Annotated in this window: 22 protein-coding genes; 1 reads left to right on the top strand and 21 read right to left on the bottom strand. The window is 65.1% G+C overall.

Annotation, left to right across the window (positions count from 1 at the left end; all coding sequences use genetic code 11):
* Positions 1-293 precede the first annotated feature (293 nt).
* The 10 genes from Q7W51_02660 to Q7W51_02615 form a co-directional block, all read right to left on the bottom strand.
* Positions 294-1,046, bottom strand: a complete 753-nt coding sequence (locus Q7W51_02660; protein ID MDO8847276.1) for a ubiquitin-conjugating enzyme E2 — start codon at positions 1,044-1,046, stop codon at positions 294-296.
* Between the two features lie 135 nt (positions 1,047-1,181).
* Positions 1,182-1,439 (bottom strand): hypothetical protein, encoded by a 258-nt coding sequence (locus Q7W51_02655; protein MDO8847275.1) that lies wholly within the window; start codon positions 1,437-1,439, stop codon positions 1,182-1,184.
* 60 nt (positions 1,440-1,499) lie between these two features.
* Entirely contained in the window at positions 1,500-2,102 is a 603-nt protein-coding gene (locus Q7W51_02650; GenBank protein MDO8847274.1) for a 4Fe-4S single cluster domain-containing protein, read from the bottom strand.
* A 1-nt stretch (position 2,103) separates the two neighbouring features.
* Positions 2,104-3,303 carry a hypothetical protein gene (locus Q7W51_02645; GenBank protein MDO8847273.1) on the bottom strand — a complete coding sequence of 400 codons (1,200 nt, stop codon included), beginning with the start codon at positions 3,301-3,303 and terminating at the stop codon, positions 2,104-2,106.
* Positions 3,304-3,319: 16 nt separating this feature from the next.
* Complete coding sequence (locus Q7W51_02640; GenBank protein MDO8847272.1) at positions 3,320-5,227, bottom strand: ATP-binding protein; 1,908 nt, start codon at positions 5,225-5,227, stop codon at positions 3,320-3,322.
* Position 5,228: 1 nt separating this feature from the next.
* Positions 5,229-6,479: a hypothetical protein gene (locus Q7W51_02635; GenBank protein MDO8847271.1), complete on the bottom strand. Its 1,251-nt coding sequence runs from the start codon at positions 6,477-6,479 to the stop codon at positions 5,229-5,231.
* A gap of 706 nt (positions 6,480-7,185) precedes the next feature.
* Entirely contained in the window at positions 7,186-8,004 is an 819-nt protein-coding gene (locus Q7W51_02630) for a hypothetical protein (GenBank protein ID MDO8847270.1), read from the bottom strand.
* Between the two features lie 19 nt (positions 8,005-8,023).
* Entirely contained in the window at positions 8,024-8,182 is a 159-nt protein-coding gene (locus Q7W51_02625) for a hypothetical protein (GenBank protein MDO8847269.1), read from the bottom strand.
* A gap of 163 nt (positions 8,183-8,345) precedes the next feature.
* Complete coding sequence (locus Q7W51_02620) at positions 8,346-10,361, bottom strand: sigma 54-interacting transcriptional regulator (GenBank protein ID MDO8847268.1); 2,016 nt, start codon at positions 10,359-10,361, stop codon at positions 8,346-8,348.
* Entirely contained in the window at positions 10,358-14,071 is a 3,714-nt protein-coding gene (locus tag Q7W51_02615; GenBank protein ID MDO8847267.1) for an ATP-binding protein, read from the bottom strand. Before Q7W51_02615 ends, Q7W51_02620 begins: the two co-directional genes overlap by 4 nt.
* Before the next feature lie 110 nt (positions 14,072-14,181).
* Here Q7W51_02615 and Q7W51_02610 point away from each other — a divergent pair, with 110 nt between their 5' ends.
* Complete coding sequence (locus Q7W51_02610; GenBank protein MDO8847266.1) at positions 14,182-15,174, top strand: hypothetical protein; 993 nt, start codon at positions 14,182-14,184, stop codon at positions 15,172-15,174.
* Positions 15,175-15,559: 385 nt separating this feature from the next.
* On the opposite strand, the gene Q7W51_02605 is transcribed toward Q7W51_02610, so the two are convergent.
* From Q7W51_02605 to Q7W51_02555, 11 genes are all read right to left on the bottom strand, one after another.
* On the bottom strand, positions 15,560-16,012 hold the full coding sequence (locus Q7W51_02605) for a hypothetical protein (protein MDO8847265.1): 453 nt from the start codon (positions 16,010-16,012) through the stop codon (positions 15,560-15,562).
* On the bottom strand, positions 16,012-16,443 hold the full coding sequence (locus tag Q7W51_02600) for a DUF4065 domain-containing protein (protein MDO8847264.1): 432 nt from the start codon (positions 16,441-16,443) through the stop codon (positions 16,012-16,014). Before Q7W51_02600 ends, Q7W51_02605 begins: the two co-directional genes overlap by 1 nt.
* A gap of 504 nt (positions 16,444-16,947) precedes the next feature.
* Positions 16,948-17,514, bottom strand: a complete 567-nt coding sequence (locus Q7W51_02595; GenBank protein MDO8847263.1) for a hypothetical protein — start codon at positions 17,512-17,514, stop codon at positions 16,948-16,950.
* Positions 17,515-17,627: 113 nt separating this feature from the next.
* Positions 17,628-18,389, bottom strand: coding sequence for a hypothetical protein (locus tag Q7W51_02590; GenBank protein MDO8847262.1), 762 nt, complete (start codon positions 18,387-18,389; stop codon positions 17,628-17,630).
* Positions 18,390-18,494: 105 nt separating this feature from the next.
* Entirely contained in the window at positions 18,495-19,262 is a 768-nt protein-coding gene (locus Q7W51_02585) for a hypothetical protein (GenBank protein MDO8847261.1), read from the bottom strand.
* Between the two features lie 125 nt (positions 19,263-19,387).
* Positions 19,388-20,719, bottom strand: a complete 1,332-nt coding sequence (locus Q7W51_02580; protein ID MDO8847260.1) for a hypothetical protein — start codon at positions 20,717-20,719, stop codon at positions 19,388-19,390.
* 75 nt (positions 20,720-20,794) lie between these two features.
* Positions 20,795-21,256, bottom strand: coding sequence for a hypothetical protein (locus Q7W51_02575; protein MDO8847259.1), 462 nt, complete (start codon positions 21,254-21,256; stop codon positions 20,795-20,797).
* 116 nt (positions 21,257-21,372) lie between these two features.
* Entirely contained in the window at positions 21,373-22,107 is a 735-nt protein-coding gene (locus Q7W51_02570; protein MDO8847258.1) for a hypothetical protein, read from the bottom strand.
* A gap of 111 nt (positions 22,108-22,218) precedes the next feature.
* Entirely contained in the window at positions 22,219-23,127 is a 909-nt protein-coding gene (locus tag Q7W51_02565; protein MDO8847257.1) for a hypothetical protein, read from the bottom strand.
* A 62-nt stretch (positions 23,128-23,189) separates the two neighbouring features.
* The gene (locus Q7W51_02560; GenBank protein MDO8847256.1) at positions 23,190-24,236 is read right to left on the bottom strand and encodes a DUF4238 domain-containing protein; all 1,047 of its coding nucleotides are present in this window, start codon (positions 24,234-24,236) and stop codon (positions 23,190-23,192) included.
* A gap of 104 nt (positions 24,237-24,340) precedes the next feature.
* Entirely contained in the window at positions 24,341-25,153 is an 813-nt protein-coding gene (locus Q7W51_02555; GenBank protein MDO8847255.1) for a hypothetical protein, read from the bottom strand.
* Positions 25,154-25,398 lie beyond the last annotated feature (245 nt).

Genomic DNA, 25,398 nt, shown 5'->3' with positions numbered 1-25,398 from the left:
CGCGACCGCGACCAGCTGAGGCGCGATCGGTGTCAGCGGTAACGGGGCATCCGACCAGGTAGGGTCGCTGTGGGGATGCTGGTAGATCGGCTGCGCTACCTGCGACGGTGCAGACACGCTCGAAATCCGCGTTGCGAGTCGCTGCAGACGCAGCTCACGGCGACGCCTCCACCGCCTGCGAAGACCACGCCCGCCGGCCGTGAACAGACTGCGCGCCAACCAGCACACCGTCACGAGCCCAAACGCGAGGGCCATCCACACCGGCACCGGCTCGGTAAGCCAGGTCATCGTGATCACGCCTGTGCCACGGGACGCGCGAGTGACAGCGCGCTCGGAACGACGGGCACCCTGAACGGCCAGGCGGTGTTCGCCAGACGCGACACCTCTGCGGGGTGCGCACCGTACCAGTCAGTCGCCTCGGCGTTGGCGGGGCGCCTCTCAAGCAGAAACGTGCGTGCGCTGACGAACTCGAGAAGCGCGTGGATCATCTCGGTGCCAGACCACTGCGGGCGGTACGTGTAGCAAAGAGCGCCCGACGCCCAGCAGTTGGGGTGGAACATGTCAGGACCCAGATCGACCTTCGGCTTCTCGAAGGGGTAGCCCTGGGTGAGCGTGATCTGGATGCGATGATCGTCCACCTCCTGAATGCGACCATCGCGCTTGCGCAGGCCCTTGATCCCGTCGACCGCGAGCACGTAGCGACCGGGAGCGGTCTTGCGGCCGGCAACCCGGCCGCAAGACGCTGACCCGATGAGGGCCAGGCTCGCCTCGAACTCACGTACCCGGTCCTCCCGGAGTCCGCCTCCTCTCGAATCGCGGGCGAGCAGGAGGACGTCGCCGTCCGCAACACCGTTCTCCTCGAGCGAACGCCCAAGCTGCAGTGCCTCGCTCGTGCGCTCGAGGATGGGCTTGATGACCTCGTCCGGACCGATCACCGCTCCGAGCGAGGCTGCCAGCTGCTCGAGCAGGCTCGAGACCGGCACGCCGCCGGTGACCTCGAAGGTCTGCTCCACCGCGCTGGACTTGTCACGAACTGTGATCCTCATCTCTCCTACCTCCTTCATCGTGGGCCGCGTCGCGGCCCGTTTCCCTTGACATCTCGACCCCGGGAGCGCCGGCTCCGGGATCATTCACGCTGCACCAGTCCGTGGGTGGCAGCCCGATGAACCTGAGGTGTCCGCTTAGGGGTCTACATAGCAGGACCGGGCGAGCAGGAGGACATCGCCGTCCCGAACGCCGTTCTCCTCGAGCGATCGTCCGAGCTGCGGTACCTCCTGCGTGCGCTCGAGGATGAGCGTGGAGGCCTCGCCCGGGCACGGCCCGACCGTCGCTCCGAGCGAGGCCGCCAAGGGCTCGAGCAGAATCGAGACCGGCACGCCGCCGGTGACCTCGAAGGTCTGCTCCACCTCGCTGTACTTGTCACGAACCGTGATCCTCATCTCTCCTACCTCCCTTCCTCGTGGACCGCATCGCGGCCGGTTTCCCTTGACGTCTCGACCTTAGGAGCGCGCAATCCCGGGGTCATCCAGGCTGCGCCAGTCTGGGGGCGGCAGCCCAATGAACCTGAGGTGTCCGCGCACGGTGCGGAACTCGAACCGCAACTCAGGCGGACGGCCCAGCGTGGACGCGCGAACACGGGCGCCGACCTGGATAACCCTCTGGTTGGTCGACCCCCGCACGCCATCGTCTGCAGGCATGTCGGCCATGTACGGGCCGTCGACGAGCACATCCACGTACTCGAACAACTCCCGGGCATAAGGCACGTGCACTAGATCCTCGAGCGCGTAGCCCGTGTAGGCCACCACGCCGAGGCGGGGACGCGCCTCGGCAAGCAAGGCGCAGAGCGAGGCGGCCGCGCGGGCTTGCCCGAACGGTTCTCCTCCCGAGAGAACAAGCAGTCTCGTCCTCGGGCGCGCGGCGATCGCGTCGGCGAGATCGCGCACATCGAGCAGCGCGCCGCCGGTCGCCGAACGGTATTCCTGGTTGCAGCAGCCCGAACAGCTGTGCGGGCAGCCCTGCGCCCACACGTGCGTCGCCTCGACGCGGCTGATGACGGAGAGGCCGTGTACCACATCGGCGCAGTGGATTTGCATCGCGCCCATCTCACATCTCCAGTCCGGTGTAGCCGGCCACACCGGACTCGGCGAGAACCGGACGCGCCGGGGTGTTGCGGGATGGCTCGCTGCAGCGACGCGCCGCGGTGCGGGGCTTCAGTCGGCCCTTGAGCAGGCTGGCGAACGACGAACGAAGCGCCTCGCTTCCCGGGTAGGCACTCAGACCCCCGGCGAGAACACGTCGAGCAGTCTCGTCGTGGTTAGGCGCCAGCGCAGCAGCAAGCTCGGCCGCATCGACCGGGCGCCCCTGCCGCGCCGCGCGTACAAGCCTTCCGACATCTACCGGAGCGTTCGTGTCTCGCGCGAGAGCACAGAGCGCGACCGTAACAATCGCCCAGGGTTCGTCATCCGAGGCGATTCGCTGCGCCTCCTCGACCCGACCAAGATCGAGCGCGATACGGGAGCGGACGCGCGGCACCCACGCCTCGCCCTCGCCTGCCGCATCGCAGGCACTCGCCGCGCCGCCCGGATCCCGCGCCGCCATGGCGATACGGGCGCGCAACAGCGCGTCTCCTATGTCGCGGACGTCGGTGACCGACGCATCGCACTCGGCCTGGGTGAGTGCGTGGGTGTCTGCGACATCCGCGTACGCGCGTGCCAGCGCACCGGGCTCCCGGACGGGATGGCCGGCGACGTGCTCCGCCCACAGTCTGAGCGCACCCGAGTGGTAGGGGGACAGCGCAAGCGCGCTGCGCGCCAGTGATCCGATCTCCTCGTCCGGCACCGGCACCACGTACCGCAGCGCCGTCATCGGGCCAGCCAGTGCGACCAGGGCATCCGGGTCCGCGGTACGCGCGCGGACGTCCTGCACTGCACGAAGTGCGCAGTCGCGCATGCGGGCCGGGACTTCGCCGACGAGCGCCGCGACGCCCGTCGCGTACGCTACAGCGGGCCAGGGGTCATCGCCAGGATGACGTTCGAGTGCTCCCTCGCTCGCGGCGACGAGCCGCTCGGCCGCTCCGGGGGTGCCTCCACGCTTGAAGTCCTCGAGCGCAAGCCGGGAGAGCAGGCTCGCACGCTGTGCCTCATCGGAGAGAGCGCCCAGCCCGGCGATCGCACCACCCAGCGCTCCGCCCGCCCACGCCCGCATCACCTCGGTCAAGGGGTCGCTCTCACCCGCGAGAATCCGCTCCGGCATCCCGGCATCGAACGGCGAGCGGGTGACACCCCCGGCGATTGCGGTCTGCATGGCGTCCTCCTTTCTGTTAGGCATGCTCGACGCGCGTCGCCGTGTAGGCGCGCACGATTTCGGCCTCAAGCCGGTCGCGGTCACGGGCCAGCCCATGAGACGTGACGCCCTCTCCGATCCACGGCAGCGGCACCTCGGGTAGGTGGCGAAGGTAGCGGCACGCCTGGATGGCCCGCAACGTCATCAGCCGCTGGGCCCAACCTTCCGAGGGGACGTACTCGGCGATGCACTCCTCAAGGACTTGCTCGTTCACCGGCGCGCCCGAGGAGAGGTCGCACGCCAGGTCCCACACCTGTCGGATATCGCGACCCGACAGGCCGGCAAGAGCGGCTGCAACGCGCTCGACACTAACCTGTGGATCGAGCGGAACCCCGTTCTGGGCGGTCATGGCCATCAAGATCTCGGCCCGGTCACCCGCTGTCGGCGCGAGAACGGGATACACGCGCGCACGAGACAGGAGCGCAGGATCGAGCTGCTCGGGGTAGTTAGTGGCAGCGATCACAACGACCTTCCCCCGCACGGGCTCGCTCGAGAGGAACTTGAGAAGCTTGCTCTGCAGGCGGTTGCCCACCGAGCTGCCGGCGTCAGCGCCGAATTCCTTCTCGATCTCGTCCACGAACAAGACGGCGGGAGCGAGGTCGACGAGCACCTGGAGCGCGTAGTCGAACCGGCGCTCGGACTGACCCACCCACATATCGAGCAGCCGCCCGAGCTCCACATAGGTCATGGCGGCAGAATATGCCCACGATTTCGCGTTCAGCGACTTACCGGTGCCGGGCGGACCGACGAGCACGATCAGCTGCGGCAACCGCTTGCGGCTCTCGGCGTCAGCCGCGCGGAACCGCTCCGCGAGAGTGCCGAAATCGGCCTTAAGGGCGCGATGTCCGCCCACCATCTCGGGCGTCACGAGCTCCGGCATGAGGTGCAGTACGCCGTCGGTATCGGCCGCAATGCACGACGACTTGCGATCGGCGACCGTAGCCGCGTCCATTCGCTCCTTTCGGCGCACGGCACCCAGACCGAGATCGCGGATATCGCGGTTCGTCATGCCGCCGGTGATGTTCGCGGCCTGCGCGAGATCAAGTTCTTCCGAGAGCGGGAAGAGGTTTGCGTCGCGCAGCGTGCTGATGAGCGACAGGCGCTCCTCCTCTGACGGACGACCGACAGCGATTGTCTGCACACCGGAATCCTTGCTTGTGAGTTCCGAGCAGAGCAGGCCGAGGTCCGGCGCAAGCAACGCCACGACCGCCTGGCGCCGACGACGGCTGCCGTCGGGCTCCACAACCGTGCGTATAGCCGGATCGCTGGTCCACCGGATGACACACTCGGCCAACATGCGCTGGTCGGTCGGAACGCTCCCTCCGGGCGCATCGGGCAGCAGATGATGCACGAAGTCCACCAGCACGAGCAGGCCTTCGCGCGTCCGGAGCAAGCGGTCGACGATACGGAAGGCCTCCTCCGGAGACGCGGGCCCGTTCTCGCCGGCGGTCTCCCGGGCGATGTCTCGCAGCACGCGCTCCGCTTCGGTCTCATCGGCTGGTCCGCGATCGCGCTGCTCTTCATCGGCCGGAGAGTGGATCTTCTGCCCCTCGATCACGGTGCGCTCGAGGTCGGTGAGGCCTCCGCTCGACAGCGGCAGGACGAGCTCGACGCCGCGTGAGAGAGAGACCCGCACGCAAAGCTGGATGTCCGGCAGGCGGTTCCGCAGATACTGCTCGATCGGCCAGAGCGCGGGGCGGCCGTCCACCGTCAGGGCGAACTCGTCGCGCACGTTACCGTGAAGCAGGAAGACGTGCGACGTGCCGCCCTCGATCTCGCGGGTCAGCGCGCGGAGCCACAGCGGGCGCGGGAACTCCACCTGGGCGGCCTGCGGTTCCGACTTCGGCATCGGTTGCGCGAGCTGGGCGGCGGTGTTGGCGGCCATCTCAGAACACCTCCTGCACTCCGACATGCGACAAGGTCGTTGTCTGCTCACTGGCCCGTCGCCTGGCGGTCAGCTCGTGAGTGCGCCCGGTGGTCGTCTGACCGCCGGCACCCGCAGCGTGCACGAGCTCCTCGATCCGAAGATCGATGCCGAGGCGGGAGACGAAGTCCTTCCGCACCGCCTCGAGCGCTTTCACGCACGCACGGCCGCGGAACGCGCCCCGCGTGTCGAAGAGCGCCGATCCGTCGGCATTGATGACCGCGGTGACGTCCTGCCGGCCGCCCGGCGGAACCGCTTTCACAACCGTCCAGCCAGCCCGACCGTCACGCTCGGCGATTCGGATGTGCGTGTATGACAGCGCGCGCAGCGTCTCCATGAGCAGCCGAACCTCTTTGCGATGCCCGATGCGCCGGAGCACGGCAGCCTGCTCTTCGGTCTCGAACGCTTCGACCGCCGCCTTGGCCTCTGCGAGCACGTCTCGCGCACCGACGAGCACCACGAGCGGGTCCTCTCCGAGCTCGAGCGATGCCGCCAGGCGGTCGAGCGTCGCGCCAAGACTCGCCGCCTCCTCGAGGCCGATGGTCTCGGCGAGCGCCACTTCCTCCGCCGCCGCGACGAGCGAGTCGCGGGCCGCCATCAGCGACCCATCGAACTGGAGCGTCCCACGGACGGCTGCCCCTTCTTCGGCGGGCAGCAGCAGGACAGCACCGTCTGCAGGCGTCTCCCGGTTCCAGACGATCGTGACAGGCTGAATGCCGGGCTCGACCGCGAGGGCTGAGGTGACCACTTCCGCCGTCTCAGGCACGAAGGGCTCTACCGGGCTCGGGCGCTCAACGCGAGTCACGGCAGGTGACCCGATCGACCGCCCGACATCCTGTCGGTCTGTCACAGGGCGCACGGTCACGGCACGCGGCGCCGCGGCCGACGAAGACTGACCTAGGCCCGGTGCTGCCGTCGGCAGCGGGAGTGCCGGTTGCACCATGCGGCGACGCATGTCGACCGCCACCGGCTGATCACGGGCCGCCTCGCGCCGTGCTTCGGCCTGGTTGCGAATCCGCGAGAGTCCTGCGCGTGCGGCCGGGAGCGCATGCTCGACAGCGACCCGACCGCAGAACCCCGCGGCTTTCGCTACGCCTTTGAACGTGAGCCTGGCAACCTGGAGGGTCAGCCAGCCGACACCGTAGGCAGCGGCACCCGCAACCACCACCGGTACTCCCAGCAACACAGGCAAGACTGCGAATGCAGCACTCATCGCGCACCTCCTCGTATCCGAACGGGATTCCGGATCAGACGCTCATGCACGCGCAGCACCGCCCGCCCGAATCCAGGCACACGCGATGGGACACGTGACCACGCACGCACGCAGCGCCGTCTTGCGTGACAGGTTCGAGGCAGGTCGGGCAGATCGGAAACACGGCCACTGCACCGCTCGATGCGGTACCGACGTTCCGAGCCGACGCTCCGGCGGAGGCGCTCTTCGGTGCGGCGGGCCTGGGCTGCGTTGGCGCCGGTCGCCCGGTCGTGGCCTTTGGCCGCGCAACCGATCCGCCGGATGCGGCAGTCCTGGCCGACGTGAATGGTCGACCCTGAGAGGTCGATGCACGCCCGGCCGACCAGGCACCCGGGCTGCTCGAAGGCCAGGCAGCACTCAGCCAGATAGTCGCGGCCACAACGACTGCTGCCGACCATACGAGCCACGCAAGATCGCCGCCCCTGGCCAGGCGGATGCCGTCGGCGAGCGTGAGCCCCGCCGCCGTGAGACTCCGCTCCGCTACCCAGAGACCCGCCCCCAGCACCCCGGCCGCGAGCCATCCCGCCAACCGCCGCCTGCTGTCAAGCCGCGCCACGAGGGGCAGCAACGTCGCAAGCAGAACAAGAGCAGCCTGATCGATGAAGTCCACCGCGTTCCCCTCCGCTTCGTAAGTCGCCAGACACCCTGAACACTCGGCTGTCGGCCGTCAGGCTACGGCGAGCGCCGGGGCGGGCTCGCGGGTCGAGGGACAGGATGAAACGGCGTCCTGGTCGGCGGCCGCACGCCGTGTGTCGAGTGCATCGAAGGCGCGGCCGAGATAAGGCGCGAGCTCGTCCCGGCGCTCACCGGTTGCGCGCTCGACAGCGAATCGGAACGCAGAAAGAATCCAATCGGAGGAGGACAGGGACCGGACCTTCACACGGACCTCAGGCTCAAGGACGGACGCCACCGCAAGGAGTGTGTCCGACACCTCCTCTGCCACGTTGATGAACGTGATCGACACGTTCATCTCACCAAGCTCGAGCGCCAGGTCGTGCAAACGATCATCGTCCTCGATGAACAGGTCGCCGTTGGTGATAACGCGGAGCTGGGCCGTAATGTCGTCAGGCAGCCCGTCGAGGACCGCCGCCAACGAGTCCAAGCATCGGCATATGCTGGCAGGCGAGTCCTGGGTGCCACAGGTCGTCTGATCGACCGCGAGATGGGTGGCCCACTCGGTTGCGAACTTCCTCCGCGCAACGGTTTGAGCTTCGGTCCCGAAAGTGACGACCGCGACGCGGGAGCCGGGGGACTTGCCCACGTTGTGAAGCTCGGAGCGGGCGGCAAGCCGGCCGATATCGTGCTGCGTGGCTCCACCGACTGCCGGGTTGAGCATCGAGCGCGAGGTCTGGAGCGCTACCGCGCGGAAGACGCGCTCGGCTCCGTCACGAGTCGGGCGGTGCGGTGTGCGACCCGGTGCGTCGGTCGGGGCGGTAGGGGTTGCTATCCGGTCGATCGTCGTATCGGTACGGATGTCGTCATTCATCTTTCTCGGACCTCCTCGTTCAGCCTGCAGTGACTGTGTCGTTAGCGATCGCTCGAACCATGCGGATCGGGAGCGGGTGACTCGGCTCGTCGCAGATCAGGTTCTGGGTGCGGAACTCCTGCGGGAGCCGGGTGCGCGGAGCGGCCTGACGCACGGTTGCAGAGACGAACAGCGGCATCTTGAACACCTCCCCTCTTCTCGCTCGGAACCGGGAGTGGGAACCGGTTCGACTGACTTGCTGGTTCACAGCATGGCGAGAGCCGAGAAGGGGTCGGGGACAGTCGCCGACACCTTGGTGGGACTAGCTGGGAGATCGGTCCGTCGGGCCGGCAAACCGCAGGTCAGGGCCGCTTCTGGGCGCGGTCCTTGATAGCGTTGACGGCAACCTCGACGTCCTTGATGGCGTTGACGGTACGCCTGTAGTCGTTGAACCGCTCTCGGGTTACGGGGACGACGATCTCCTCGGCGCACTCGCAGCGTCCCGAGAACTCGATGCCCCCCTTGGAGGCCTCGATGCGGATCCGAGCTTCGCCCGAAGCGTCGTTGAGACCGGCCCGCTGCAGCTTCTTTTGGATTCCCTCGACGCTCTTCGCGACGATCCTGGGTTCGTTCTCGACGAACTCCACGTGCAGCGCCCCGAACCCGCAGACGGGGGCGATGAGGCACAGGCTGCGGGCCCAGTCCGACATGTCCACGGAGAGGTCGTCGAGCGGTTCGCGGCGTACGAGTACCAGTTCGGGACCCGATCCGGGCGCCTTTCTCACGTTGACCTTGTACAGCCCCGCGATGATCGCGGGAGAGGTGACACCGGCGGATGTGAAGTGGACGTCGCCGCTTGACGACCGAAGGGTGAACCGTACCTTGCGGCGGCCGTCCACCGCGTCGATGAGCAGCCGCCAATCCTCGGCGTAGCCGGGATCCGCCGCTCTCGCCTCCGAACTGGCCGCGAGCGCCGGCACCTCGGCTCCGGCGTGCACCGCCGCCTCCCCACGCATCGCGATCTCTGCGCTCACGTCCGCGCCGGTGATCCTCGTCGCGAAGCACCGCTCGTCCAACGAAGCGAGGAAGCCCTCGATCTCCTTCAGGTTGCCCGGCCACGGACGCCCGCGCAGCGCCGCGATCGCTTCGGGAGCCAGCTCCTCCACGAGTGGCACACCACGGTCGCGCCGTCGCCGGTTGATGAAGTCCATCGCGAAGCCGGCCAGATCGTCGAACAACTCCGGTACCGGCGGCAACACCACCCGGCTCGCGATCGCGCTGCGCCAGGAGTCGGACAGGTCGCGATCGTCACCGACCCGGACGGCGTCCTCCATACCGACCACCAGCGCTCCCGCGTACTCGCGCGCATCGTGGGGTTCGCCTTCGCGCCCGAAGAGGAATCGCCCGGTCACGACCGCGTCGCGGACGAACCGGTCGAGCGCGTGCCCGAACTGCGGGCTCCCATCGATCGGATCCACGAAGACGACGCCCCGGCCGGCCTCTTCGAGCTTGCCCGGCTGGCCCGCTGCTCCGAACAGGCTCGCGCGCAACTGCACCGGCGGATGCCCTCCGCCGGTGTGCAGGATGCTCCAGTGGGCCGGTTCATCGGGGCGGGTGCGCAGCTCGTGCATCCACCGAGCGAACATCTCGCGTCCGGAACCTGCGGGCCCCTCGACGAAGACCAACGGCGCCCGGCGCAGGTCGTGCTCCCGCGCCCGGATCGACTGGAGGGCCTTGCTGAACCGCGCGATGCGGTTGAGCTCGCTCGTCGCGAACCCCTGCCTCCAGCGCAGGTCGCGCGCGCGGCAGATGGCGTTGCAGAGCAAGCCCTTCCACGTCGTGGTGTCGAGAAGGACCGACTCGTCATCGCTGCCGAGTCCGGTGGGCTTCTGGACGACGAGCAGCCACGGTGCATCGCTCGGCTGCGCCCGCAGCTCCTCGTCGAGCCATGCCCCCACTCCCGAGTACTTGTTCGTGGTGATGACCACCAGCGGCTCGTCAGGCATGCCGTCGAGCCCGCGTATGAGGCGGAGGGCGCCACCGGCGTCGGTGAGCGGCGCGCCGGGCGAATCCTCCGGCATGAAGACGTCGGCGATGACGACGTCGTAGCCGGTGGTCCCCACCGCCTCGAGAGCGGCGCCCACGTCCTCGCACCGATCCAAGACAAGATCGACCTCGGCCGACCTCAGCGGTCCCGCCACAAAGGGCCACGCCGAGCGAATCGCCTCCTCGGTGCGGTCCAGATGCTCGGTCTCGTCGTCGAGGAGCAGGACCCTGATGGGCGAGGCGGCGGCGTCGGACGCACTGGCCGCGGCGGTCTTCGCCTTGGCGGTCTTCGCCTGGGCGACCTTCCCGTCGGTCGCCGCACGCGGACTCATGCCGGCATCTCCGCCTTCGGAACCGAGAGCGCGACCCTGTGCATGTTCGAAGCCGCGCTCACCGACACTTCGATAGCGCCGTCGAAGCTCTCGACGAGCTTCCTCATGACCGACACTCCCACGCCGTGACCGCCGCTCGAGGCGTCGACGTCTGGCCGGAACGCGTTCGACACGGTGATCCCGACCATCCCTGCCACCTCCGAACGGTCCTCGTCGTCCTCGACTGACCCCAGTGAGACAAGGATATCGCCACCGCCGGCGATTGCGGTGGCGCGCACCGCGTTGCGCAACGCGTTCTCGAGCGACATCTCGAGTGCCCACTCCGGCATCGCGACCGGGCAGTTCGCGGGCCTGTCGTACGAGATCGTGCAGGCGTTCGGAAGCGTCTCCCGGGCCGAGGCCACGACCGCATCCACGACGCGCGCTGCGTCACAGTACGCGACCGACCTGCCGCGGACCCTGCCCGCCTGGAGGTCGCCCGCGATCAGCTCGAGGAACTCGTCGCACTCCCTCAAGACGACGTCGATCGGCACTTCGGGAACGGCTCCGGCGGTCCCGTCATGCGCCCTCGCGTGGCCCTCGGCGTCATAGACGAGAGAGTGGAGCTTGCCCATCAGGGTCCGCCTCGGCACGTCCGGGCTCAGGTTCAGCCAATGCGCGACTGAAGCGAGCGCGTCGTCCAACACGAGTGTGAGAGCCGCCGCGAGGTCACCCGGATCGGCTACTTCCTTGATCGCGGCATCGAACATCGGGCGCGCCTGCGGGTGGAACGTGCCGCTCGTAGCGCGGGTCTCCAGGTACTTCGTCTGCGACTCCGCGAGGAACGTACTGTAGCGGGCCCAGGTGTCCGCGACACCGGCGGCGATGGCCCAGGCAGGGCTCGCCTTCGGCAGCAGCTCGAGCGTGACGGTCCCGTCGGCGGTCACGTTGCGCATGTCGCATCTCGCATCCCAGAACACGAGCGCGTCGAACTCCGCGCGAGTGTCCGCCTCGGCAGAGGCGATCCTCTCAGTCGACACTCTCGTTCGTACCGAGACTGCGTCGAACCGGACCGTAGCCCTGAAGCCGTTCTCGCTCATGCGCCACTGGACCGCCCAAGGCCTGCACATCCAGAGCGGACCGAGGGGCCCGCGGTCCGAGTTTGCGAACCTGGTCAGGAACGAGTGGAGTTCGAGTAGAGCGCCTGCTGGAAGGCCTACGGGGCTGCGACCATCGTTGAGGCACGTGACCGTGCAGCCACGTTCTTCGGTCAGCTTGATCGGGAACGGCTCGGGAAGGAAGGACGCCGCATCTTGAAGGTCCGTGCCGCAGTAGCCGGCGGGGAGCGTCTCTGCAGGCACCGCGCCATCCAGCAGCCTGTGAAGCGGGTCGATCACGCTCGTCGTACCCGGCTCGCCAAGATGGTCCCACTCTGCCAGCACGCCCTCGATCAGGCGGTGCTGGTACATGACGTGCCGGGCGACGTACTCGGACGTGAGCGCTTCCCGCATCAGGCTCACCACCAAGTAGACGAGGTCGTCGCGGCTCTCCGCATCCTCCGGCAGGATTTGGACGACCGAATCCACCACGACGCGGAACCGCTCCGGGCCGGCGCTGAAGTACGCCGCCACGAGCCGCTCCCCCAGCAGTGAGGCCACCGAACGGGCGGCATCCTTCGCCGGGCGCCCGAGACGTACGGCGCCCTCGTAGCTTCCCACCACGGCCGCGTAGAGCTCAGCGGGCGCACCCTCCACACCCACGAGTGCCGCGGCCACGTCGTCGTAGAGCTCGCGCGAACCACCACGAGGTGGCTCCGAGAGAGCGGCGATGAGCGTGTCGACGAACTCGCGCTTGTCGGGGCTGCCGGCGAGGATCCGGAGCGCTGCCGTGCGGTCCCGACGACGCCCATTCCGGACCGCGTCCGCATACAGCCGCGCGGCCGCGGGCGTGTCGCCGGAGGCCAGACGGAGGTGTGCGCGACGCAGCGCGGAGCCGGGCAGCGCGCCGTGACCGTTCGCCCGCTCGGCCCGGTCGAGGGCGTCCAACCCCCGGCTCACGTGCAGCGCGAGCGAACTCCCGTCACTCGCCCTGCGCGCGAGTGCGGTCTCGACGTCCGCAATCTCGAGAAGCGCGGTTACCCGTGTCTCGGGCCACAGCCTGCCGTCAGGTTCAGCGCCGGCTATCTTCTCGAACGCGGCCAGCGCCGCGTCCCACTCGCCCAGCCGAGCGAGGCACCGCCCCAGCGGCAGGTTCGCGTGAAGGAAGCCCGGATCGCGGCTGCTGGTGGCGATGCGAAGCGCTTCGACCCCGAGCCGCAGCCGCTCCTCCAAACCCTCCACAACGACGCCCGAGAAGAGCGGCGCAGCGAACCGCGCACACACGTAGCCGACCCGGAAGGCGTCGGGCCCGGTCGGGGGCTTCCAACCGCCCTTCAACTGGTTCCAGTATGCGGAGCCCTTCTCGTAGCAGTGGAAGACCGCCTTCCGGACCTCGTCAGCTTCCTCTCGTGAGCGCAGCCAGCCGCTCCCGTAGATGCGGAGCAGTGTGTAGTAGCTGCCGAACTGGGCCGCGTCCCCGCCCCGCTCGGTCTGGATGAGGTCGGCGCGAAGACCGGTGACATGACTCCACAGGTCCTTGAGCTGCTCGGTGACCCAGGCCGATTCCTCGCCGTTCGCGAGCCCGCGACGGTAGCGGATGAGCTCCTGTACCGTCTCGTCAAGGGTGCGGATGACGTCCCTGATCGTCCCCACCCGACCGAAGTAGCAGGTCGCGTGGTCCTGCACTTCGCGAATGTGAGTGAGTTGCCGGTCGATCTCCTCGAGAGTGAGAGCCCGGTCGTCCGCGAGCCGGCTGAGTACCACAGGGGCCTGGAGCGCTCGGACCCACAGCGCGCCCTCCCGCATCGCACCGGGCTGCGGGTCCGGTGCGAGCAGGGGCTCCAGAACGTCGAGCAACCCTGGGTTCAGGCGCTTGAACGACCCCAGAACGTCTCCGATGGTGGACTCGTACGCGTGAGCGACCACGCGGTCATCCTCGTACACCTCGTCGGCAAGATGAGTGATTACTGCGGCGACAGCGGCTTCGCGACGATGGAGATACCCGAGCATCTTGAGGCGGCAGCGTGCGACGAACGACCAGCGGGTACCCAGGACCAGCGACGCGCTATCCCTGCCCTCTGTCCGAGCCGCCATCACGCACGCCTTCAGAGCCTCCTCCGCGTCGGCAGCGAGCGCGATCAGATAGTCGGCAAGCTCGCCCCAGTACGGATCCTCGCAGGCGGCACGGCCGCCGGGGTGTTCGACGAACGCACGAACGTAACGGCCCTCGGCGGCGAACATCTTCTGCAATGCGCGGTCGTTCCCGAACCGCTGGTCGAACAGCGCGGATGGCTCAACGGGGTTGGTCTGCAGCACGAGGTCAGGACCGGTCGCTATCGCGACGGCAAGCGACTCCCGCTCCTTGGCCGGGATGGCCTCCCCGAGCTGCTCGAGACACTTCTGGAGCGCATCGTCCAATCGCGGAACCGCGCGGTCCCGGCACTCGTCGACGAGGGGCGCGAGGTGGGGGGTGTACATGTCGTCGGCGAACATCGCCCGGACGGTGGCGTCGCATTCGATCAGGCGGCACGCCGTGACCTTGATCGTCCGCAGATTGCCCGCGAAGTCCCGGATGCACTGCTGGCGGCGATCGCGCCGCACCGGGGGATCTGGATCGACAGACTCAGCAGCCACGCCCCCCCCCCTTGCTCTTGCCCGAGAATGCACCGCCCGACGAGCCCGCTCCCCGCGCGCGTGCGCTGCCGAACGCGACACGCAACCGCCCCTCGGTTAGAATAGCGCCCATGACTCAGGACGCCAAGGAAACCAAGAGCGAGCGCTACGGGGTCATCGAGCTGGGCACCCGCGGCTACCGCATACTCGTCGCCGACGCCACGCCCACCGGAATCGAGCGCGTCGTCTTCTCGACCGGGGGGCTGACGCCTCTGTACTACTCGCCCCACACCCGGACCATCCCGCCCGCATCCCTCGCTGACACCCTGCGACTCGTGTCGCTGGCCGTGCGCCAGTGTCGCAGCAACCACGGGTCGGCCAAGGTCACGGCATTCACGACCGAGGTGGTACGGGCGGCCGACAATCGCGCAGAGGTGCTCCAGACGATCCCGGGCCTGCTCGTCCTCGATCCCATGCAGGAGGCGTACCTATCCTGCCTCGGCGCGTCGTCCTCCTTCGAATCCACCTGTGGATTCGAGCAGGGATTCGTGACAATCGACCAGGGCGGAGGTAGCACCGAGGTCGCGTTCGGACGCTATCCGCGAGTCGGCGCACTAGGGGTGGTGGACCATTTCAGCGTACCGGTCGGGACCAAGGCGCTCGAAGCGTCTTGGTCGACAGCGAAGTCGATCCCTGACGCGACGGAGACGCTCGCGGACGCAGTGGCCGAGGCCCTCGACCGCAGGAAGACCGGCGCGTTCCGCCCGGCCATCGCGATCGCCGTAGGCAGCTCGATCACTCAGTTCGCCCAAGAGTATATCCGCAATACGACCGGCCGACGCGTGTCACTCCCCGACCTGCACGGAACGACCGTCCCGCGCTCGGCCCTCAGGGAACGCGTCGACTCCTTCACCGCCGAGACCGCCAAGATCAAGGGGCCTATCGGGGACACCGTACCGCCCGAGCTGCTCGACCATGCGGCGCAGATCGCGGGCTTGTCCACCTACCTGCAAGTCCTCGATGCATTCGAGCTTGATGAGATCATCGTGTCCCGACAGGCGCTTAGGCACGGAGTGCTTCTCAAGCGCGCGGGCCACGTCGTGCAGCGACTGGCTGCCAGCTAGGGATCGGCCGCCCTACGGGGTGTGACGAAGCTGAGCGAGAGGTTCCCCGATCGCGCCTAGGTCGCCCGGGCGCCCGTCTTGTCGAGAACGCAGACCGGGAAGCCGAGTTCGTCCATGCGGCGAGACCCCTCCCCGCCGCAAGCGCGGTCGACCCGCTGGTATGTTGTCGACTGGCCGTAGAGGAATCCGGACGGCTCGATCTCGTCGACGACGTCAGCCTCGATCGAATCGAAGAAGTCCTCCGTGAGGTTGCACGGCTTGAGTAGCCCGGCGTGCGTGATGCCGACAAAGCCGAGCTGGGCTTGGCACTTGACCTCCAGGTGCGCGCTTGCGGAGACGAGGGCTGTGGCACGAGCCAGACTGGCGAGCGGCGGCTAGAGTCGCATCAGTCAGGGTCTGTCGGCCAAATCAGGTGGTCAGGGTCCCACCACAAGACATTGAAGACATTTCCCGATACGAATCCGAAGAGACGGCAACTGCCCCAGAGTCTGAGCAGGTACAGCCTGTCTTGGTCATCATACTGTTCCGCAAGCACCCGCTTGGCATCAGGATTTGGCACAATGTCCGGCGGTTCATAGTACTTGCCTGGCTTTCTTGTGTAGTGATGGAAGAGACGTTCGACGTTCATGCCCTCGAAGTCTCGAAGGTGCAGCATCAACTGCTCGAAGCCGCCCTTGGCAATGAGGGCATCCCACCCGAAGAACGACCCCTGTCTATGGAAGTACTCGAAGCGCCAAGCGATGTGCTCGTCTACGAAGCGCTCCGACGCAGGGAGCTTCGGCCGCTTCAGAGCCTGTGCAGGACGGGCCGTCTCAGGCGGACTCTTGCGTGAGGCCACTACAACGACTCGTAGTACTCAGCCATAGATGCTTCGGTAATGACGCTGTCACCACGCTCGCCGGGCTGAAGCCCTGCCCGAGCGGCCCGCCAAGGAGCTTCGCGGTGCGTCTGTTCACTGAGGTCGAATGGCGTGTAGTCGCCATAGAAGCCCAGCACGGCGTCGACCGAGCTCACTTCGTCGATAGACAGTTGCGTCGCGTCGCCGCCGAATACCCCCGGGACCACGACGAACATTCCCTTGTGCATGTCGTAGAGAGACCTAACTACGGGCCCATTCGCCCATGCCTCAATATCGTCAGGGAAGAGAGACTTGCCCTCCCAGACGAGGTGCCATGCCTTCGAGTAGTAGGCCAGCTTCTGAAGCTTCATTGCGGTCATCTCACCGCGACTGGCCAAGATGTATTCCGCAACATCAACTGTGCGTGCCACCGGTCGCTCCCTTCGTCCCTCCACCCAAGGATTCGGAAGTGCCCTTGGAACACCACCGCTTCAAGACGGCTGCGACGTTCTTACTACATGCCCCTGACATAGTCGAGTATACATCGCACGGGAGTGTGAGGCTGGGGGCGACGGACGACGCAGTAGCCATTAAGACGCTCTTGGCGCGCAGCCGTGCGCCTCCAGTGTGCCCCAACGGCTCGTGATGACGCGCAATAAGGAGCGGCGACCGAAGTCGCCGCAGCTCAGGTGTGGTGCCCCCAAGGGAATTCGAATCCTGATTGTGCTTGTGACTATTGGGACTCGTTGGGACTCGATGGTACAGCAGAGCTGCGGCGAGTCCCAATAGGTACCAACGAGTCCCAACAGTCACCATGTATTTGGGCGACAAATCGGGCGACAAGTACGGGGCGCAATCCCAGCGTGAGTGCCTCTATCAAACCCGGAGCGTTTCACGAGAAGAAGAGAGCTAGACGGTGCAGTACAAACTTGAACCTACGCAGACGCATCCCCCAGAGCAAGCACTGCTGCGACATACTCGCGGCAATAGAGAAGCATCGGCTCCAGCACAGTATCGATGCTGAGAGGAATGCGTTCTTCGCTGGCGACATCAGGAAAGAGCCGAGCGAAGTCTCGGTGGAGCCGACGGTGCTCCGGCTTGGATAGGTCAAAGCGTCCCGATCCGTGCCCGAAGTGCTGTCGCAGTTCCTTGAGCAGTCTCACGTGGTCAGCTCGCACTGCGCCGCCGCGAATTGGCTTGGTGAATCCGTTGCTCTCGAGGATTGCCCAAAGGCGCAGAATGAAGTTCTCGTTGTTCCAAGTCGCCACGGCGTTGTGCGCCGCCCGGGACTCCGGGGTCACGGACTCCTTGAAGATGATGGATTCGTATGGAGTCGACCCGTCGTAGTAGTAGCCCGGCATCAGGCGCCGCATCCCGATCGCGCTGGGAGGCAGGTAGCCGCACAGTGACCGGTTCTTGAGGAACATCACCCAGAACTCATCGAGAATCTCGAGCACGTCGGGGTTGGGTCGTGACGGCTTCACCTGATCGCTCGTGCTCATCGCGAACCCCATCGTTCTGTCTAGCGTCTTGGCGCTTCAGCTGAAGCGCCGCCCCCAATCACACTCCGCCCGAGCATACCGCACACGGCGGCGCTTTCTGCTGGAAGCGCTTGTTAGGCCGCCCCAGTAGACTTGCGATGCCTGCTTACAAGCCTGGAGAGGAACGACTTCGCGTCGATCGCGGCAAGCTCTCCCGCCGTGGCGCCACGCCGAGTCCTAGTCCCGCGGCCGAGCATAGAGCGCAGCGAGTACCTGCGGTACTTGATCACTGGGCGCCGGCCGTTGTGATACAGCTGCCACAGAGCCTCATGAAATGCATCCAGGAAGGCGCATACCTTCTCGAGTTCGACGTATCTGGTCTTGGCGAAGAGATCGGCCCGCTCGAATTCCGTGATGCGCTCGCGGTGCGCCACGACCTTGTGACGGATGTCCCGGTAGTTCCTGCGATAGACCGCCTCCCACTTGCCGACGTGCTTCCGGAGACGCCGCCAGTCGTCCGCGGTTGGCTCATACGCATCATGTACGTAGTCGTCCACCCGGTCCGGTGCATCCTTCATCTCACCAAGCTTGCGGACTCTCAAGGCCGACTTGCTGAAGACCTGCGGATGGTCTTGCGCAAACTTCAGGAGCCGACGAATGTTGTGCGATTCCCCGTGTTGATCGAACACACGGCCGAGCGCGCTGAGCGAGGAGTCTCGCAGGGCGCCCATGGTCGTGTTCCAGAACATGGGATTCCAGTTCAGCCGAGTGAGCAGACGTTTGTCTTGCGAGGCCATGTAGTGAATGGCTTGGAAGGTGTAGAAGAACTGCGCGGCGCTCTCCGAGTCCACGCGAAACGCTTCAAGCTCCGCTAGAAACTGCTTCTCAGCGTCCATGCCATCCTGTCGGCCTGACGTCCGGTGCTTCAGCTGCGCGCCGTTGACTCACAGCTCAACGATAGCGCTTTGCGCGTCGGCTGGAAGCGCTTGTCAGACGCGCCGCTAGTCGTCTTCGTACCTCTCGAACGCATCCTTGAGCTCGTTGCGGAACCGCATCGTCCGCCCATCTTCGTCACGTACGAACAACTCGCTCTCCTCGTCGAAGGAGTAGCCGAACAGTTCAAGAACACCCTCCGATTCATCTGTCGAGAGCGAGAGACGTTTCGCGAGGTCATCGCGGTCCCAACTGCGCCGATCAAGGATGAAGTGGAAGATGTCCTCCGGCTTCGCGCGCCGATCTCGCCAGTCATCAAAGTGGGCCTTGATAGCCTTCGCTCCTGCGAGCGCGAGCTTGCCTAGCTCGCGAGCGCTGAGAATGTAACCGAGGACCTCGAAGAAGCGAGCCCACTCCATGGGCGGGATGCCGTTGCCGTACTGATGCGACTTGACGAGGCGAATCTCGCTGGGATCGTCGACCAGTCCCGCGAGGTGACTATCCACCAGGTTTCGATAGGTGATGGAATCCCACTCTCCGCGGGGAACCCACCATCGCACGGCGCCGCGGTCATCCAGTACGGTCAAGTAGTCTCCGTGGGAATCAGGGACCATTGAGCCGTAGCGTTCATGCAACTCATGGCCAAAGGTGATCGTAAGCCCACTATACTGCTGATCCGCGAGACCCAACTCGACTTCCACTTCCGCCACAATCTGGGCAAGGGAGGTGGACTCTTCTACCTGCAGCACGGCATGAGGAAGTGTCGCGCTCAGCACATCGAGCCCGAGATACGAGTCAAGAGAGTCGGCCACCGTTCCCCAGACGTCTACTCTCATGTGCCCCCCTGCTGCGTCAACGTGTTAGGCATGAGCGGCGGCCCATGACCTACTGGTCGATTCTACCTCTCGCCGTCCGCTCGCCTTTGTTGGACGAGCGGGCACAGCCTCGCGGGTCTGACAGACTATGGCTTCGCAACCGGTTCACCGAGCCAACAGCTATCCAAGTTCAGCTCTACCACACCGGGTGGCATGTCGAACGGAGTCGGCTCGATGTTGAACGCGAAGCGAACCCCATAGATGCTGAGCGCGACGATAGTTGCCTGACCGAAGTCGTTCCACGCGGCCGTCACTCTGCCATCCGGCTTGACCTTAGTGGACAGTAGCAGGTGATTTGGGAAGTACCCGTTGCCGAGAATAAACGCTCGCGCCGCGTCGTACCGAGACGCGCACGCCGCTGTCTCACCAACATCGTGAGCCACCAGGCCGAGCCCGATCTTGAACAGGCATCTAGCGAGTCCTACCGGATCGAAGATCCGGCGACCGTGAGCCTTCATCTGAATGCGAACCCGGCCGTCCGGAAGATCCTCGAAGACGAATGGATCCTGGTCCGGCTTGACCTGAAAGTGAAGCTCGCGCGGCTTTGTCTTCTGCACGTCAAATTCGCGAAAACTCGCACGCGGAAACTTGCCCTTCTTCGTGAGCGGCACGTTCACCGCACGCAAGAGCGCGAGGGGCTCGAACTCAGCTAGGCGCTGGTCCAACGCCGACAGCGCGTTGTTGCAGTTGCCGCAAACGGCACCATTGAGGATGAGTTCATCGATGCCGAACGCTTCGGGAATCACATGTTCCTCAGGCCCGAAGTCTCCGTCGTCACGGAGGCAGTAGATGCACCTCGGGCTGTCCGCATTCTGGATGGCCAACTCTGGGTGATTCCGTTCGAGTTCGAGAACCGCGTCCAAGAACAGGGCCACTACCCCGGCGTATCGCCGACAAACGTTGTGGAATAGAAACTGGATCAGGTGCCAAGCGGGCGCCATCGAGAACTGCGCGAGGACGCCTTTCGCCACATCGTCGTCTGCGAAGAGATGTCCTTCCGCGTATGCGAAGTAGACATCCCTCGAAGAGAACGCTTTGCCATTGACGACCATCGACATGAACAACTTGTTGTCAGCGTCCTCGAGCGCAGAGGCGAGGCACGAACAGACAGCTGGGTCAACGAGGCCCGACGAGGAAACGGCGCCTAACACCGAGTGCAGTTCTACGGCCGAACCAGGAGCCATGAAAGGGCGCAGCAGCGCGGCGTAACGTGAAAGCGCAGCGGTCTCGTCGAACGAACTAGCGGCGCCTTCGGGCCCGGCGCTGATGCTCAGTGAGCAGCTCGCGGACTCGCCACTCAGACGAAAGCCCTCTCTCAATCGAGATCCGCGACGCTTGAACGCGCGAATGACGAGGCGCAGGGAATCGATGCAATCCGGACTGGTGTCCAGGTCGACCTCCTCCTGCCGTCCGTCCAACGTCCGGTGCTTCAGCTGCGCGCCGAAGCCTTGCAGTTCAGCCTACGACTCTGGCGCGTCAGCTGAAAGCACTTGTCAGGCCTGCCAGAATTCCCGCTCACTCTCAGGCAGGACCAAGATCAGTTGCTCAAAGGCCGAGTCAATCTCACGACGGAGTTTGCCGGCTGGCCATGACCGGTCATCAGACAGCATGTCGTACGTCAAGTGACTACGAAGCTTGTTGATGGCCTCGATATGAGCCGCGAGCGTGTCGAGGCCATCCGGCTTCCAGCCTCCGAGCTCGCGGGGCAGAATCTGACATACTGCAACGTCACCGCGAAGGCGCGGCGAACGAAGGAAGAAGCCGTGAAGGTTACGGGCGTGCATCAGCAGCGAATCCAACACCGCGACCCGTATACACCATTCAGCCGTGAGATCATCGAAGAAGAGGTCGATCAGTGCCTGGTCGAGGTGCTGCACCATCCGCCACTCGTGCCGAATGTGCGTGCGAATCTCCTGCCTTTGAGTCGGCGTGAGTTCTTCCTCCCAGTCGTGCAAATCTCCCCCTGACTAGGCCTAACCTCCGGCGCTTCAGCTGCGCGCCGAGCACCTCGCTTCGAAGCCTACACCGTGGCGCGTCAGCTGTAGGCGCTTGTCAGCCGGTTGTCCACCGCTCACTGCATGTCATCGACCACGACAAGCCCAGCGGCAATCGCTCTTGCATCGATGTGCTCGACCAGGGCGGTAACCGCTGCTCTGGCATCCCGGACTGTCGCCGATGTGAGCTTTACGGTCTCATTCTCATACGCCCCAAACCCGGGGAAGGTTGAGCAGAACTCCGGGGTGGCAACCCCATCCGCGTGTACCAGAAGGTGGCGGAGCTCCACGTACGGCTGCGCCGCGGACACGATGGCTCCGTCCAGGTTCAGACCGAGCACGTCATCAAGCAGCTGAGTAATGCGCTGAGTGTTGCTCATGCTCCCGAGTCGATCGAAGACCGATTCCGTGACAAGGTCGAGGACGCCTTCCCAGGAACCGCAGTCAAGAATCTCGTTGGCGTCGAGGGTGACCTTGTGGCCCGCGGCAATACGGCGCGGAGTGAAGCCCTTTCTGGCGACATTGACGATCTCAGCCAGGTACTCCGAGAAGTCCTCGTACAGGTCCTTGACGTAGGATGCGTAGACCGACTTGCGAAGGTGGCCGACTACATGATTCCGGTTGCCCTCAGAGATCTTCTGGCTCGAGAGTCGGGGGTGCGCAGCAGCCTCCACGTGGAGGAACAGAGGGTGGTCCGCCGACGGGGTCAGGTCGCCATGAAGCACCGCGGAGTAGATGACGTCGACGAACTCGATGTCTCCGTCGAATCGTGCCGCTCGATTCAGGAACTTCAATCGGGCCTTGGTCCCCACGCCACCACCAATCCGCCTAACGTCTTGGCGCTTCAGCTGCGCTCCAGCTACTTCTCAGTCTAGCCGACGAGTCGTGCGCGTTCTGCTCGATCCGCGGCTAGGAAGGGGCACCTACACGTAGCGATCAGTCAGGTACTGCACGTACTCCTCGTGCTTATCACCGAACGTGCGAGCCATGCCCAGAACCAACTCCTGATAGGTTAGTGCGTGAAACAGCACGCCGTCACTGGTAGCCGCGGATGCGAAGTGCTCCACATCCCGACGATGAGCCACCCCTTCTGGGCCGAGAACGTCGTACCAGAGGTACAGCAACCGAAACCGTCCGTGACCGTACTCTCGTGTCAAGCCGAGAATGTGCTTGATCAACTGCGCACCGTGAAGCAGTTCGAACACGGCGTCAGTGGGTGAGATTCGGACGGCAAGATCACGGAGCGCGGGTATCTTGCCCCAGACGTATTCAAGCCCCAAGTAGGCCGGCTTCAGACCTGCGTGCTCACGCGACCCGTAGGCCTCCGAGAACTTGCACTCGATCGCGTGTGCCCTGATTCGCGCCCCGGACCGATTATGGATGACGACATCGAGATTGGGTGGCACGGCGAAACGGTCATCGATGGGATACTGCGCCTCGAATTCGATGCGCTCCGGATCGCCGGAGCCGCGTCTGCACAAGCCGCAGGCCGCTGCGATTGAGGCTGAATCGTCAACCGTGATCCAGTACTGGAACACATTGACGCCGAGCGCAGACGATGAATGCAACGCCTGCATCTTCCCGGGATTGAGACCGCCGCCCAGTTCGCCACCGCTACCACGCAAGAAGGACGCTTCGACATCCGGAAGCAGCGGAGCGAACAGGTTCTGCTCGAGCGTCGGAGTGTAGCATGGGCGTCCGCGATCGACCCTGCTACCCACGAGTTCGATGTCTCGCCCTCGCGCCCAGGCGAGCTGCTTGGAGAGTATGTACTCGCGACCGCGAATCGATTCGCCCTCTTCCGAACGTGTTGCGCTTGAGCTGCGCGCCATCGACTTCCAGAGTACGACAACCGCCTGCGCATTTGCTCGAAGCGCTTGTTCGATTGCGGCCACTACGTTGCCCGAAACTCCGACTCTGCGCGATTCTGCTCCTCATGCCACGTGGCCCACGCCTTCTCGCGTTGGGTGAAGACATCCGCATCGACGGTCCTGCGGCGAAACGCGACTACGTCCCTCGAGGGCGAGTCAGCGAAGACATCGTCGAGAGCGGATTCAACCTGCACTTTGCGAAACAGCGCCGTTAGGTCGCGATTGAACGTGAACCGGCGGGGCCGTCGATCGCCTACTTGGGTGTACAACATGTGTCTTGGCGAAAGAGGCATGACGATGTTGCCGTTACGCCGCCCCCACCCGCCGTCCAGATCGTACGTTCCATCTGAGCCGTAGTAGTTCAGCCTGACGACCGGATGATCACTTGTCACCCAGGTTGATCCCTCTGCCGGCTCAACGATTGACCATTCGTGACCCAACGCAACACTGCGGACCTGGCCGGAAATCAGACGCTTCACCTCGTTGAGCCAGAGTCGCCTGCCCGCAAGCGCCCGCACTGCGATCTGCCCCTCGTCACGTTCCGGATAGGCATCTGGGTCGATTGAGACCCTCATCACGTCTGCCATGGAGTCTGGCTGCGAGTTGGCCGCCGCGGCTACCCTCGACGGCAGGACGCCGGCCTCAGCGTCCCGCTTAAGTCGTTGAGCGACGTCCTCGAGAACCCCGCCTAGCTTGTCCCCAAACAGCGAGGTCACTCTGTGATATGTACGCGGTGTCCGCAGGTCCTGTGCTAGGCAGTAGAGAACCAGCCGTTCCCAGTCAGGACGGCGCAACCGTGCGCCGCTCACCGCCTTGTCGATAGCATCCTGAGCTGGCGTCTCAAACTCCTGCTCGAACCACCGCTCGAAGGCGTCGACGTCTTCGTCGTCCTCCAGCAGCGTGTAGAGATGCGGCCTGCTAGCCAGGCCGCGAACCGCAGTCTTGGTCCACAGTGGCACCTGCTTGTGCGAAACGAGCAGCCGATACCGATAGACGCACTCGGACTCATCAGCCCATCGACGCAGATACGCCTGCGGAACGAAATGGTTGTTGCGTGTGACTTGAGGCACTTTGCTGTCGGTCACCCCGTCAATCGAACGTCCGGCGCCTCAGCTGCGCGCCAACTACTTCTCAGCCCAGCCGACGACTCCTGCGCGTCAGCTGGAAGCGCTTGTCAGCTGTTTCGGGCAATTGTCCGGCCAATGTTGGGATCCAGATGGATTCGTTCGATGAAGTCCAAGAAGCTGCTGGCTTGGACCACCAGAACGGTGTTCTCTTTGGCGCGCGCCAGTGTCCCGAAGCCCCAGCCGCTCAGTCGCTCCGGCAGTATGGGACGCGGGGAGAGCTGCTTGCGAAATCGAATGAACTGAACCTCTTCGCTACTTGCCGCGTCGATCGTTCCTGTATCGAGATCGACATCTGCGGGATCGAACTTACATACTTCAAGCTTCGCGGTCGTAGCGATTACGTTGAAGTAGGTTCTGAGGGTAGGTGAATCCTGCTGCTCGAGCAGGAGAGCCTCCTCGCGCGCAAGTGCCGCAGTGGATTCAACCACTTGCGCCGCGACGCGCTCCAGCATTGGCCGGGACTTCGAGTCCTGCCCAGCGACGACGCAGAACGCCGACTCGTAAGAGACTGGGCGCAACTGCAAGTCCAACCAGTCGAAGGTGCGAGCACCCGCTCTGGAGATGTACGAAGCCCAGAACTTGGCGCGGCCTTCCGGACCGTCATCGGGAGCTGGCACCAGGAACTGCCATGTCGCGTCTTGCGGACGCTTGCACTCCACGTTGAGGACGACGGTGCCCGCTTGGTTCTCCACCACAAGATCGATGAATCCAGACTCGCCGGTATCCGGGTTCAGCCAACCGTGCTCGGTGTGGAGGACGTGCCATCCGTGCTTGTGGCAACTCGCATTGATCGCGTGTGCGAGGCCAATCTGCAGCGGAAAGCCGGACGAGTTGATGTGGCTGTGGCTGTCAGCCCTCACGAGATCCTCCGAATACAGCTAACGTCCGGCGCTTCAGCTGCGCGCCGATACCTGACAGTGTAGCCGAGCGCTCCGGCGCGTCAGCTGGAAGCGCTTGTTAGCCAGCGCGAATTCAGATACTAAGTGCACCACCCCCACCTTCGGTGGGCGAGGCAATCTGGGACACTTCAGGTTCCTCGCATCCGCCAAGACAAGGGGAACCACGCATGAAGTATCGCCAGATCACCTCAGGAGAAAGATACGCC

It is taken from the genome of Coriobacteriia bacterium (assembly GCA_030652115.1).
In the GTDB taxonomy this organism is placed as follows: domain Bacteria; phylum Actinomycetota; class Coriobacteriia; order Anaerosomatales; family Anaerosomataceae; genus UBA6100.
This window is presented reverse-complemented; position numbering and strand designations above follow the sequence as displayed.